Raw genomic sequence first — 12612 nt, 5'->3', positions numbered from 1 at the left:
ATTCTTGTACAAGCATAGAAACCTAAACATCTAAATAGATGTTGGGTTTTATATTTTAAAATAGTGGCTTCAAGCCTAAACGGGATTGACTTCGTCCATCCCTAAATTGTATTCTTGTACAAGCATAGAAACCTAAACATCTAAATAGATGTTGGGTTTTATATTTTAAAATAGTGGCTTCAAGCCTTTGGCTTGGCCACTATTTTAAAATATAAAACCTGCAACTAGCGTTGCAGGTTTCCTTTTGCAGAGAGGAAGGGATTCGAACCCTCGATACCGTGAAGTATACACGCTTTCCAAGCGTGCGCCTTAAGCCACTCGGCCACCTCTCTATTTTGAGTTTGCAAACATACAACTCATATTATATTAAAAAAAGGTAATTGTAATTTTCTAGGACATCTCTCCTCGTAAAGAGGTTTCAAAAATAGTTCTGAACGCTTTCAAAGACACCTTTTCCCCTAACATAAACATTAATTTAGCTAATGCAGCTTCTGTAGTAATGTCTTTCCCAGAAATAACACCTATAGATTTTAATTGTGTACTCGTCTCATATTGTCCCATAGAAACACTACCTCCTGAACATTGTGTTACATTAATAATTGGCACTCCTCGTTTTATGGTCACTTTTAGCATATCAATAAACCAAGGTTCAGTTGTTGTATTACCTGCACCATAGGTTTCTAATATGATACCTTTTATATGTACAATCTCAAAAAGAGGTTTTAAAACCGATTCACTAATTCCTGGAAATAGCTTAATCAATAAAATATCATTCTCAAAATTCTTGTGAACAACTAGTTTTTTACGAATATTTGGTTTAAACAAATCATTATAACCAACTTTAAGATGAACACCAGATTCTGCCAAATGTGGGTAATTTAGAGACTCAAAGGCTTCAAAATGTTCGGCATTTATTTTTACCGTTCTATTTCCGCGGTACAACTTATACTCAAAATATAATCCTACTTCTCTAATTACTGGCTTGCCTCCTTTTTGTAAAGATGCCATTTGTATTGAGGTAATTAAATTCTCTTTAGCATCTGTTCTCAAATCTCCAATTGGCAATTGTGATCCTGTAAATATGATTGGTTTTGCCAAATTCTCAAACATAAAACTCAATGCCGAAGCCGAATAACTCATCGTATCACTACCATGCAACACAACAAAGCCATCAAAATTGTCGTAATTATTTTCTATTATTTCAGCAATTTGAATCCAATATTTTGGGTTCATATTACTACTATCTATAGGTTCTTTAAAAGAAATTGTCTCAATATTACAGTCTAATAATTTAAGTTCGGGAATTTTTTTTAGAAGGTTATTAAAGTCAAAAGACTTTAGTGCACCAGTTTCTGGATGTTTAATCATCCCAATGGTTCCGCCTGTATATACTAATAATATGTTAGGTTGATGTGTTGCCATAAACTATATTCCGAAGATATCTTTAGAATTTTGAGTGGTAATTTCGGCAATTTTTTCTTCGGAAACATTATAAATTTCAGCTAATTTCTGAACGACTTTAATGATGTAACTACTTTCGTTACGTTTTCCTCTGTATGGTTTTGGTGCTAAATAAGGAGCATCTGTCTCTAAAACAATATGTTTTAAATCAATCTCCTTCAGAAACTGGTCTATTTTTCCGTTTTTGAACGTTACAACTCCTCCGATCCCTAATTTCATGTTGAAAGAAATAGCTTTATGTGCTTGTTCTAATGTTCCTGTGAAGCAGTGAAAAATTCCGAAGAGCTTATCATCCTTAACCTCATCTAATACTTCAAAAATTTCATCAAAAGCCTCTCTACAGTGAATAACAATGGGTAAATTATATTGCTTTGCTAAATTAATTTGATGTTTAAAAGCTTCCTTTTGAATCTCTAATGTTGAAGTGTCCCAATATAAATCAATACCTATTTCACCTACAGCATAGAAAGATCGTTTGGCAAACATGTCTTCTACGTGCTGCAATTCAGATTTATAATTATCTTTAACAGATGTAGGATGCAAGCCCATCATTAAATAAACATGTTCTGGATAATCTCTCTCTAATTTTAGCATAGACTCAGTATGAGTAGAGTCTATTGCAGGTATAAAAAATCTAGAAACATTTTGTGAAATAGCACGTTGCAACATTTCATTTCTATCACCATCAAAAGCTTCGCTATATAAATGTGTGTGTGTGTCTGTAATTATCATTATGAACTTATCTTAGGTTTTAGTTCTCCCTGCAAAATTACCATTTTGTAATCTAATTTTGTTCTTTTTTATGACCGTAGCGAAACTATGCTAATAAAAACCAACTTCATTACAGCACAAAAGCAAAACTTATCGGTTGAGAACTAAAACCTAAGATAGGCTCTGCAAAATAATAGAATTATATTTGCATAAAATATAGAGTAATGGAAACTTTACAAGAGTACCTATTAAATAAAGGTTACACAAAAATCAAATTAAAATTCACCAAAACCAATCATTTTGAAATTAAAGCAACGATAAATGGTGTGAAAGGAAACTTTATTTTAGATACTGGTGCATCTAGTTCTTGCGTTGGCTTTGAAGCTATTGAAACATTTAAACTCATTGCAAAAGACTCCAAAATTAAAGCTGCAGGAGCAGGAGCAACTGATATGATAACTCAATTATCTAAGAAAAACACAATTAAGATTGGTAAATGGAAAAAAGACAAAGTAGTTTTGGTTTTATTTAATTTGTCACATGTTAATACTGCATTAACTGCTCATAATGCTCAACCAGTAGATGGTATTATTGGTGCAGATATTTTAAAAAAATCTAAGGCAGTTATTGATTACGAAAAAAAATACTTGTATTTAAAACTGTAGGAAAATGCCATATAATGGTAAAATCCATTATCTTTAAAATTAAATCCCTCACATTAATAGCAACATGTCAACTTCAATCGTTATAGCAGATGATCATCCTCTTATTTTAAAAGGTCTAAAAGACTTCTTATTAGAAAAAGAGTTTAACGTCATTGCCAGTGCAAAAAACGGCAAAGAAGCATTTACACTTATCAATGCACACAAGCCAGATATTGCCATATTAGATATTCAAATGCCTATCCTTACTGGTTTACAAGTTGCAGAAAAATGCAAAGAAGCTAATATTGATACCAAAATAATTATAATCACTTTTGAAAAAAGCGAAGACATTTATAATAAAGCAAAATCATTAGGGATTTACGGTTACATCTTAAAAGAATTTGCTATTGCTGAATTAGAATACTGCATATCTTGTGTATTAAGAGAGTACCATTATTTTAGTCCAGAACTTATAGAATACATTGAAATTAAGAAAATACCTGAGGCATTAAAAACATTGACAGACACAGAAATCAAAATACTTAAACGTATCGCAGATAACAAAACAGCCAAAGAAATAGCTTGTGATTTATCTATATCTGATAGAACTGTAGAAAAACACAAAAGTAATATACGAACGAAGCTCAAATTAGAATCTAAAGCCAATAGTATTGTTTTATACGCTAAAGCGCATGAAGAGTTTTTACATAAGTATGAATAAAATTTTAACACTTTGAAATCAAAATATACGTAGAACTACGTATTGACCCACTTTGAATTAACACAGATATTTGTCTATCTATTAATTCTTATAGGGAGAATTAGAAAATTAAACTCTGGGTTGTTAAACAATTCAGAGTTTTTTTATTAAAAACAGGTATATATACCTATTGCCTTATCTAGATTAAATACAGATTTTTACACTGTTATTAATTTCTTAAGGGAGAATTTAATTTATCAAAAAACTCTAGGTCATCAAGATCTAGAGTTTTTTCTTTTAAATATTAAAACTTTAACATTCTAAAAGCAAAATATACGTAGTTCTACGTATTGTTTGATAAACATTTAATCCCGAAGTTTGTAATGCTATTAATCAATTTCCTTTTTTACAAAGGATTAAAGCTCTAAGCCTTTTGGTTTAGAGCTTTTTTGTGTTTAAAAATCAAAACTTTAACACTTTAAAATCAAAATATACGTAGAACTACGTATTGTTTGGTGTTGCTTTAATGACGAATTTTACACCAGAGTTATTAAGATTAGAGGGATTTTTTTAGAGTAACTCTATTAATTAATTAGGGTATAAGGCTCTGGGACTCTTCATAATCCCAGAGTTTTATTAAATCAAAAAGTATAATTTAAAATATAGAAAAATGGAAACGATGAAAAATAAACAAAGTCTTACCAATAGAATATTTATTGCAGGCTTAATCTTTAGCGCCATTTTAATAATATCAATTAATATTCTTGTAAATTTTTTTTAGTTAGTTAGTTATTTTTATTAGGGAGAAAAAGCGCAATTCTATTTATAGGTTGCGCTTTTTTATTTGCTCTAACATCAAAATTCAAATGCTATTATAATTGAACTAAAAAGCAAAAAGCGCAATCCAAAAGATGGATTGCGCTAGTTTTTATATTTCCGAAGAAAAGAAAATTTTACATTTCTAAAGCTCTCTTCACATCGTTATCCATTAATAACTCGATTGGATTTTCTAAAGCCTCTTTAACTGCTACTAGGAAACCTACAGATTCTTTACCATCAATAATTCTATGATCGTAAGATAAAGCGACATACATAATTGGTCTAATTTCTACGTGACCATCAATTGCTACAGGACGTTCTACAATATTGTGCATCCCTAAGATTCCACTTTGTGGTGGATTGATAATTGGTGTAGATAACATACTTCCAAAAACACCACCATTTGTAATAGTAAAAGTACCACCTGTCATTTCATCAACTGTGATATCACCATCTCTAGCTCTAAGCGCTAAACGTTTTACTTCTGACTCAACACCTCTAAAAGTTAAATTTTCGGCATTTCTTATTACTGGCACCATTAATCCTTTTGGTCCTGATACTGCAATTGAAATATCCACAAAATCATAGGTTAGCATTTCTTTACCGTCAATCATTGAGTTAACAGCAGGATACATTTTTAGTGCTCTTACAACTGCTAAAGAAAAGAAACTCATAAACCCAAGGCTTACTCCATGCTTTGCTTTAAAGTCTTCTTTATATTGTTTACGCAATGCAAAAATTGGTGACATATCAACCTCATTGAATGTCGTTAACATTGCAGTGGTATTTTTAGCTTCTACTAAACGCTCTGCTACTTTACGACGTAACATTGACATTTTACTGTGAGAGCTTCCACGATTTCCACCAGTTGGAGTTCCCATAGATGGTACTGCTTTTACAGCATCTTCTTTTGTAATGCGTCCATCTTTTCCTGAACCAGAAACAGTTTTAGCATCCATTCCTTTTTCTGCAAGTATTTTCTTTGCAGCAGGACTCGCAACTCCTGAGGCATACGTTTTTTGAGCAGGATTAGGTGCTTTTTCGTGATTCTCTTTATTTGGAACAGCTTTTTGATCTTTAGCTAAATCTCTTTCAGCATTAGAATTTCCGCCTTCATCACCTCCATTGTATGTATCTGGAGTGTTTTTTGCTGCATCACTACTTGGTTTTTCTGCAGCTGTGTCAATTAAACACACAACAGCTCCAACCGCAACAGCATCACCTTCTTCGGCTTTGAGCGTTATTGTTCCGCTTGCTTCAGCAGGTAATTCTAATGTAGCTTTATCGCTATCAACCTCTGCAATGGCTTGATCTTTTTCAACATAATCTCCATCTGCAACTAACCATTCTGCAATTTCTACTTCTGTGATTGATTCTCCTGGTGAAGGAACTTTCATTTCTAAAATCATCGTTCTGTAATTTTATTTTAAGCGTTTGTAACCGTTTCTATTTTATATCAATTATTTGTAATCTAGCGTTGATTGTTTTTTGATTTATCAAAAACAAAATCAATCACTTCTTTGTGTCGTATCTTAGAACGCACACTACTTCCTGCTGCTGGTGCACCATAAGGTCTACGTGTTGCTGCTCTAAATGTTTTGGCTTCATCTAAATGCATCAAAATATGACTATATGCTCCCATATTTCTTGGTTCTTCTTGAGCCCAAACAATATCGTCTGCATTTTTATACTTAGCAATAGCCTCTTTAATTTGTTGTTCTGGTAAAGGAAATAATTGTTCAACTCTTACCAATGCTACATTATCTCTTTTAAGTTCTTCTCTTTGTTCTAGCAAATCATAATAGAATTTACCTGTAACAAACACTAACGTTTTTACCTTATCTGCTTTTACTGTTTCATCATCAATCACCATTTGGAAGCTTCCGTTAGCAAATTCATCAACAGATGATACTACTAATGGATGACGCAATAAACTTTTTGGAGTAAAAACAATCAAAGGTTTTCTAAATTGTGCCTTCATCTGCTTACGTAATAAGTGATACATGTTTGCAGGCGTTGTACAATCCATTACATACATATTATCTTTGGCACATAATTGCAAATAACGCTCCATACGTCCAGATGAGTGCTCTGCTCCTTGACCTTCATAACCATGTGGTAATAACATGACTAATCCGTTTTGAAGTTTCCATTTATCTTCAGCTGCGGAAATGTACTGATCTAACATTATTTGAGCTCCATTACTGAAATCTCCAAATTGTGCTTCCCAAATCACTAATGTTTTTGGGCTTGCCATAGCGTAACCATAGTCAAAACCTACGACGCCATATTCTGAAAGCAATGAATTATAGATAAAGAAACGTCCTTGCTTATCACTAATTTGATTTAGTAATAATATTTCTTCCTCACTATCTTCAACTTTTACTACAGCATGTCTATGTGAAAACGTTCCACGTTCTACATCCTGACCAGAGATTCTAACATCATAACCTTCTTCTAACAATGTACCATAAGCTAAATGCTCTGCCATTGCCCAATCCAGCTTGTCTTCATCAAACATCTTTTGACGAGATTGAACCAAACGTTCTATTTTACGAATGAATTTCTTATCCTTTGGTAAGTTAGAAATCACTTTTGTGATTTTAGCTAAACCATCTTTTGAAAACGTTGTATCAATAGATTGAAGCATTTTATCTTCAATTACTGTATTATAATTCTCCCATTCATCTGCCATAAAAGGCGTAATGACCGTTTTATCTATTTTACGAGAATCCTCTAGATTTTCTTCTAGTTTATCTTTGTATTGTTTTTCTAATTGAGATACAAAATCATTATCAATTATCCCTTCAGCAATTAATTTTTCAGCATAAATATCTCTAGGGTTTTTATGCTTTGCAATGGCTTTATATAATTTTGGTTGCGTAAAACGAGGCTCATCACCTTCGTTATGACCATATTTTCTATAGCCTAATAAGTCTAAGAAAACATCACGCTTAAATTTCATTCTAAAATGAAGTGCGAATTCCATGGCATGCACTACTGCTTCTGCATCATCAGCATTAACATGAAGTACTGGCGACAAGGTAACTTTACCAACATCTGTACAATAAGTACTTGATCTCGCATCTAAATAATTTGTAGTAAAACCTATTTGATTATTGACTACAATATGAATCGTACCATTTGTTTTGTATCCATCCAATTGTGCCATTTGTACAACCTCATAAACGAGTCCCTGACCTGCAATTGCAGCATCACCATGTACAATTATTGGTAAAACCTGAGATGGATTATCTGGATATTTATCGTCTTGTTTTGCTCTTACAATCCCTTCAACAACTGCTCCAACCGTTTCTAAGTGTGACGGATTTGGTGCAATATTAAGATTGATTTCGTGTCCACCTTCAGTTTTGCGATTACTCGTCCATCCTAAGTGATATTTAACGTCTCCATCAAAAACTTCTTGCTCATAATCTTTTCCATCAAACTCACTAAATATGTCTTTGGCACTTTTTCCGAAGATATTGGTAAGTGTACTCAATCGACCACGATGTGCCATTCCCATGACAAATTCTTTAACACCATGCTGTGCTGCATTTTCAATTAAAGAATCTAAAGCAGGAATTAACGACTCATTACCTTCTAATGAGAATCGTTTTTGGCCTACGTATTTAGTATGTAAAAAACTCTCAAATGAAACCGCTTCGTTTAGTTTTCTAAGAATATGCTTTTTTTCTTCGGAAGAAAATTTAGGCTGATTATCATTAATATTGAGTTTATCTTGAATCCATTGAATTTCTAACGGATTTCTAATATACATATACTCAACACCTATAGAATCACAATAAATGCTTTCTAGATGTCTAATGATTTCTCGAAGTGATTGTTTCCCAATCCCTAAAATCTCACCAGCATTAAAAGTGGTATCTAAATCTGAATTTGATAATCCAAAATTTATTAATTCTAATGTTGGCTCATATTTTCTACGATCTCTAACAGGATTTGTTTTGGTAAATAAATGACCACGACTTCTGTAACCATCTATAAGTTTTACAACTTGAAATTCCTTTTGCACATGCTCAGGGACTTGTGTAGAAACACCTTCTACAATGTCATCTTCCATGCCATAGCTTTCGCTACCAAAATCGTAACCTTGAAAAAAGGCTCTCCAACTTGGCTCAACAGAATCAGGGTTTTTTAAGTATTGGTCGTATAAATCAGCAAAGTATGCTGTATGTGCTGCGTTTAAAAAAGAATATTTATCCATAAAATGGTTGATGTCGTTTTCGCTTCAACAAAGTTTAACTCAAAAATACAACTTTTACTAAAAATAGATACGTTTTTGGTATATTTATAAACCATTTTTAACTCAAATTTAGAATTATGAAAATTTGCATGCGTTTTAATATCAAATATCTGTTTTTATTGGTCCTTTTTGCAGGGTTTTCATTACAATCATTTTCACAAGAAGACAATCAACAAAATGACTTCTGGAAAAACGTGCGATTTGGAGGTGGTATTGGTTTAAGCTTTGGAGATGGCTTTTTTAGCGGAACTTTAGCTCCAAGTGCCATTTATGACTTTAATGATCAATTTTCTTTAGGCTTAGGACTCAACGGAACTTACAATAGTTTAAAAAATTCATACAACTCAACAATTTTTGGAGCTAGCATTATTAGTTTATTTAATCCTTTACCCGAAATTCAATTATCTGGAGAATTTGAACTACTTAATGTGAACAGAAAATTTGATAACAATCTATTTAAAGATGAAAATTATTGGTATCCAGCTTTATTTTTAGGTGCTGGTTATAGAATGAATAATATTGCAGTTGGTATAAGATACGATGTACTTTACGATAGAGATAAAAGTATTTATGCAGACCCTTGGGCTCCTTTTTTTAGGGTTTATTTTTAAAAGATATGCATTATGAATACGCATTACGATACCAAACCTTCTGCCACTCACGTTGTAATATCAAAAACGTGACTTGTTCAGAGAGTTTTAACGTATCACTACCATCTAGTTGTCGCACTTTTTCTTCGGAAACATCTACGATATAAAGCAAGTTTAAATACTCTACAAATTTCTCTTGGATAAGTTTATAAACAACTTCATGAAGCAAATACTTTAAGCTTGAAGGTAAAATTTCCTCATCAAAATCGAGATCAATATTAGCCAATAAAAAATCTTTATTAACTTGCTTAACAAGCTTAGAATAGAGTTTCAACTCTTCAGTCTGTGAGATTAACTCTTCAAAATTTACTGGTAATTGCATTAGGTATTTCTATTCATTAGGTCGTTACCAAAAGTTTTGAGTGCGCTTTTATTCGCTTCGGAAATTTTAAGTAATTCCAATACTGAGAATGCTTTTTTAGTATAGTTCTCAATTTCAGTTTTTGTGGCTTCCGCAGAACCACTAGATATAAATAATTGCTTTACAGTATCTATTTTATCACTAGGATCTGAAGGATTTACACTATACAAATGTTCTAATTGCAACACATCTTCTTCATTAGAAAACTCTAAGGCTTTTAAATATAAATACGTTTTTTTGTTTTCAATGATATCACCTCCTACTTGTTTACCAAACGTTTTTGGATCTCCAAATGCATCTAAATAATCGTCTTGTAATTGAAAGGCTATACCTAAGTATCTTCCGAAGTTATAAATAGAGTCCTGACAAACTTGTGATGCATTAGCAACAATTGCTCCCATTTTCATTGCAGCACCAACTAAAACCGCTGTTTTGTATTCTATCATTTTTAAATATTCGGCTATCGTAACATCATCTCGAGTTTCAAAATCAACATCATATTGCTGACCTTCACAAACCTCCAATGCTGTTTTACTAAACAACTTAGCTAAAGCTTGAAACTGATTAGGTTCATAGTTTTCAAATAATTGATAAGCCATAATGAGCATCGCATCTCCAGATAAAATACCTGTATTGATGTCCCATTTCTCATGAACTGTTATTTGACCTCGACGTAATGGTGCATCATCCATAATATCATCATGCACTAAAGAGAAATTATGAAACACCTCAACACTTAGTGCTGCATCTAATGCCTTCTTGTAATCACAATCAAAAATCTCTGCAGTCATAAGCGTTAAAACGGGTCTTAAGCGCTTACCTCCAAGCTGCAAAATATAGTTAATAGGTTCGTAAAGGTTTGACGGCTCTTTAGGTTCTATGTAAGCATTCAAATACTCTATAAATGCGTCTTGATAAGATGAAATGTTTTGCATGTTGCAAAAATAATGTAAATGGGCAAACCTAGCACAACGTTTTTACGCAATGTTAAAAAAACATTAAAACTTTGGAAACTTTTTTTGTTTTTAAAGTTTCCTATTGTATTTTTGCACTGAAATTATGAGAGATAAAATTATACACAAATCAGGAGAATTGTTTTTAAGCCTTGGGTTTAAAAGCGTAACAATGGATGATATCGCAAGTGAAATGGGTATTTCCAAAAAAACTATTTATGTTCATTTTCCGAATAAAACGAAATTAGTAGAGGCAGTTACATTTAATCTTTTTGATACTATTTGTGATGGTATTGATTGTATTTGTAATAATGCACCTAATCCAATTGAGGAGTTATATTCTATTAAAATGTTTGTAATGAAACATTTAAAAAATGAAAAATCATCACCTCAATATCAATTACAAAAGTATTATCCGCAAATACATAGTGTCTTAAAATTTAAGCAATTTGAAAAGATGCATCAATCTGTTCAAGAAAGTTTAGAACATGGTGTAGAAACTGGTGTTTTTAGAAATACTATTGATGTTGATTTTATTTCTCGAATGTACTTCACAGGTATGTCTGGCATTAAGGATAATATGTTTTTTCCACCAGAAAAATATCAAATGGAATACCTAATGGAAAGTTATTTAGAATACCATTTACGTGCTATAGTATCTGAAAAAGGAATGACCATACTCAACAATTTTATAAAAAACCAATCATAAAAAGAATGAAACAAATTTCATTAATACTATTACTCTTTTGCTTTAGTTTTGGCTACTCACAAGAACAGCCTACAAGTTTTAGCTTACAAGAAGCCATAAATTATGCTTTAGAGAATAATAGACAAGCAAAAAATGCAGGTCGAGATATTGATGCTGCAAAAAAACAGAAATGGGAAACCACAGCAACAGGTTTACCACAAATTGATGGCGAAATAAGTTATATAAACAACATTAAACAACAGTTCCCAGGAATTGATTTTAATGGTGATGGCCTCATAGATTTTGGTGCTAAACAAAACATAACTCCATCAATTACTTTAACTCAACTTATTTTTGATGGTTCTTACTTGGTAGGATTACAATCTGCTAAAGTGTTTTTAGAAATTTCAGAAAATGCTAAAGTAAAAACCGACTTAGAAGTACGTAAAGCTGTTATTAATGCCTACGGAAATGTGCTGCTGGCAGAAGAGAGCGTTCAAATATTACAACGAAATATAGACGTACTTGAAAAAAACCTCTACGACATCACCAAAGTTTATGAAAATGGTTTAGAAGAAGAAGAAAGCGTAGAACAACTTCAAATCACGCTTACTAGTGTACAAAGTAACCTTAGCAATACCAAACGTTTGAAAGCAATCGCTTATCAAATGCTTAATATCACATTGGGTATAGATTTAGATAACCAAACGGTATTAACTGATACTCTTGAAACATTAGCACTAACAAATATGCAATTAGGATTACTAGAAAGTAGTAACGATGTAGAAAATACAATTGACTATAAAATTGCAGACAATACTAAAGTGTCAAAAGAATTATTATTAAAACTTGAGCAAAGTAGAATTCTACCAACCATTAGTGGTTTTGCAACTGCTTCATATGTAGGAAATAATGAAAAATTTAGATTTCTAAACAGCAATCAAGCTTGGGCAGGAACAGCTGCATTTGGTATAAATATGAGTATTCCAATATTTGGTTCTGGATTAAAAAGCGCTAGAGCACAACGTGCTAGAATTGAATTAGAAAAAGCCGAAGATGATTTAACCGAAACCGAACAAACCCTTAAATTACAAATAGCTTCAGCAAAAAGTGATTTTAAATTCGCTGTTGAAGACTATGAAAACAAAAAGAAAAACTTGGCACTAGCTGAGCGTATTGAAAACAAAAATCAAACTAAATTTTTTGAAGGTATAGCCTCAAGTTTTGATCTGAGACAAGCGCAAACTCAATTGTATGCTGCACAACAAGAATTGCTTCAAGCCATGCTTGATGTGATCAATTCAAAAGCAGAATTAGAAACCATATTAAACTCACCAATCAATAATTAAATACCATAA

At 32.2% G+C, this 12612-nt stretch carries 11 protein-coding genes and 1 tRNA gene; 5 read left to right on the top strand and 7 right to left on the bottom strand.

What is annotated here, in order from left to right:
- Positions 1 to 247: 247 nt before the first annotated feature.
- The 3 genes from WNY78_RS15935 to WNY78_RS15925 all read right to left on the bottom strand — a co-directional run bounded on the left by WNY78_RS15935 (position 248) and on the right by WNY78_RS15925 (position 2193).
- Positions 248 to 332: transfer RNA gene (locus tag WNY78_RS15935), tRNA-Ser, on the bottom strand.
- Between the two features lie 58 nt (positions 333 to 390).
- Positions 391 to 1422, bottom strand: a complete 1032-nt coding sequence (locus WNY78_RS15930; RefSeq protein ID WP_342874210.1) for an asparaginase — start codon at positions 1420 to 1422, stop codon at positions 391 to 393.
- A 3-nt stretch (positions 1423 to 1425) separates the two neighbouring features.
- A complete protein-coding gene (locus WNY78_RS15925) occupies positions 1426 to 2193 on the bottom strand; it encodes a TatD family hydrolase (protein ID WP_342874209.1) in 768 nt (255 codons plus the stop codon).
- Between the two features lie 203 nt (positions 2194 to 2396).
- On the opposite strand from WNY78_RS15925, the gene WNY78_RS15920 reads away from it, so the two are divergent.
- Both WNY78_RS15920 and WNY78_RS15915 read left to right on the top strand, forming a co-directional pair.
- Positions 2397 to 2837, top strand: a complete 441-nt coding sequence (locus WNY78_RS15920; RefSeq protein WP_342874208.1) for a retropepsin-like aspartic protease — start codon at positions 2397 to 2399, stop codon at positions 2835 to 2837.
- A 64-nt stretch (positions 2838 to 2901) separates the two neighbouring features.
- Positions 2902 to 3537: a response regulator transcription factor gene (locus WNY78_RS15915; RefSeq protein ID WP_342874207.1), complete on the top strand. Its 636-nt coding sequence runs from the start codon at positions 2902 to 2904 to the stop codon at positions 3535 to 3537.
- 932 nt (positions 3538 to 4469) lie between these two features.
- Here the strand turns inward: WNY78_RS15915 and odhB are convergent.
- Together odhB and WNY78_RS15905 are read right to left on the bottom strand one after the other, a co-directional pair.
- A complete protein-coding gene (gene odhB, locus WNY78_RS15910; RefSeq protein WP_342874206.1) occupies positions 4470 to 5744 on the bottom strand; it encodes a 2-oxoglutarate dehydrogenase complex dihydrolipoyllysine-residue succinyltransferase in 1275 nt (424 codons plus the stop codon).
- 62 nt (positions 5745 to 5806) lie between these two features.
- Complete coding sequence (locus tag WNY78_RS15905; RefSeq protein WP_342874205.1) at positions 5807 to 8563, bottom strand: 2-oxoglutarate dehydrogenase E1 component; 2757 nt, start codon at positions 8561 to 8563, stop codon at positions 5807 to 5809.
- Positions 8564 to 8679: 116 nt separating this feature from the next.
- Between WNY78_RS15905 and WNY78_RS15900 the strand changes: the two genes are divergently transcribed.
- Positions 8680 to 9213 (top strand): alpha-ketoglutarate decarboxylase, encoded by a 534-nt coding sequence (locus tag WNY78_RS15900; protein ID WP_342874204.1) that lies wholly within the window; start codon positions 8680 to 8682, stop codon positions 9211 to 9213.
- A 10-nt stretch (positions 9214 to 9223) separates the two neighbouring features.
- Here the strand turns inward: WNY78_RS15900 and WNY78_RS15895 are convergent, their stop codons facing one another.
- Both WNY78_RS15895 and WNY78_RS15890 read right to left on the bottom strand, forming a co-directional pair.
- The gene (locus WNY78_RS15895) at positions 9224 to 9574 is read right to left on the bottom strand and encodes a hypothetical protein (RefSeq protein ID WP_342874203.1); all 351 of its coding nucleotides are present in this window, start codon (positions 9572 to 9574) and stop codon (positions 9224 to 9226) included.
- Positions 9574 to 10548 carry a polyprenyl synthetase family protein gene (locus WNY78_RS15890; RefSeq protein ID WP_342874202.1) on the bottom strand — a complete coding sequence of 325 codons (975 nt, stop codon included), beginning with the start codon at positions 10546 to 10548 and terminating at the stop codon, positions 9574 to 9576. The genes WNY78_RS15895 and WNY78_RS15890 overlap by 1 nt, the downstream gene beginning before the upstream one ends.
- A gap of 124 nt (positions 10549 to 10672) precedes the next feature.
- On the opposite strand from WNY78_RS15890, the gene WNY78_RS15885 reads away from it, so the two are divergent.
- Together WNY78_RS15885 and WNY78_RS15880 are read left to right on the top strand one after the other, a co-directional pair.
- On the top strand, positions 10673 to 11275 hold the full coding sequence (locus WNY78_RS15885; protein WP_342874201.1) for a TetR/AcrR family transcriptional regulator: 603 nt from the start codon (positions 10673 to 10675) through the stop codon (positions 11273 to 11275).
- A 5-nt stretch (positions 11276 to 11280) separates the two neighbouring features.
- Positions 11281 to 12603 (top strand): TolC family protein, encoded by a 1323-nt coding sequence (locus WNY78_RS15880; protein ID WP_342874200.1) that lies wholly within the window; start codon positions 11281 to 11283, stop codon positions 12601 to 12603.
- Positions 12604 to 12612 lie beyond the last annotated feature (9 nt).

Origin of the sequence: Psychroserpens sp. AS72, assembly GCF_038900375.1 — a bacterium.
In the GTDB taxonomy this organism is placed as follows: domain Bacteria; phylum Bacteroidota; class Bacteroidia; order Flavobacteriales; family Flavobacteriaceae; genus Psychroserpens.
The sequence above is the reverse complement of the archived record's forward strand: the minus strand, read 5'-3'. Positions and strand labels throughout refer to the sequence as shown.

Bases quoted from the DNA above. Each gene is read 5' to 3' on its own strand.
- WNY78_RS15920 (WP_342874208.1), top strand. From the start codon at position 2,397: ATGGAAACTTTACAAGAGTACCTATTAAATAAAGGTTACACAAAAATC.
- WNY78_RS15925 (WP_342874209.1), bottom strand. From the start codon at position 2,193: ATGATAATTACAGACACACACACACATTTATATAGCGAAGCTTTTGAT.
- WNY78_RS15905 (WP_342874205.1), bottom strand. From the start codon at position 8,563: ATGGATAAATATTCTTTTTTAAACGCAGCACATACAGCATACTTTGCT.
- WNY78_RS15900 (WP_342874204.1), top strand. From the start codon at position 8,680: ATGAAAATTTGCATGCGTTTTAATATCAAATATCTGTTTTTATTGGTC.
- WNY78_RS15890 (WP_342874202.1), bottom strand. From the start codon at position 10,548: ATGCAAAACATTTCATCTTATCAAGACGCATTTATAGAGTATTTGAAT.
- WNY78_RS15915 (WP_342874207.1), top strand. From the start codon at position 2,902: ATGTCAACTTCAATCGTTATAGCAGATGATCATCCTCTTATTTTAAAA.
- WNY78_RS15895 (WP_342874203.1), bottom strand. From the start codon at position 9,574: ATGCAATTACCAGTAAATTTTGAAGAGTTAATCTCACAGACTGAAGAG.
- WNY78_RS15880 (WP_342874200.1), top strand. From the start codon at position 11,281: ATGAAACAAATTTCATTAATACTATTACTCTTTTGCTTTAGTTTTGGC.
- WNY78_RS15930 (WP_342874210.1), bottom strand. From the start codon at position 1,422: ATGGCAACACATCAACCTAACATATTATTAGTATATACAGGCGGAACC.
- odhB (WP_342874206.1), bottom strand. From the start codon at position 5,744: ATGATTTTAGAAATGAAAGTTCCTTCACCAGGAGAATCAATCACAGAA.
- WNY78_RS15885 (WP_342874201.1), top strand. From the start codon at position 10,673: ATGAGAGATAAAATTATACACAAATCAGGAGAATTGTTTTTAAGCCTT.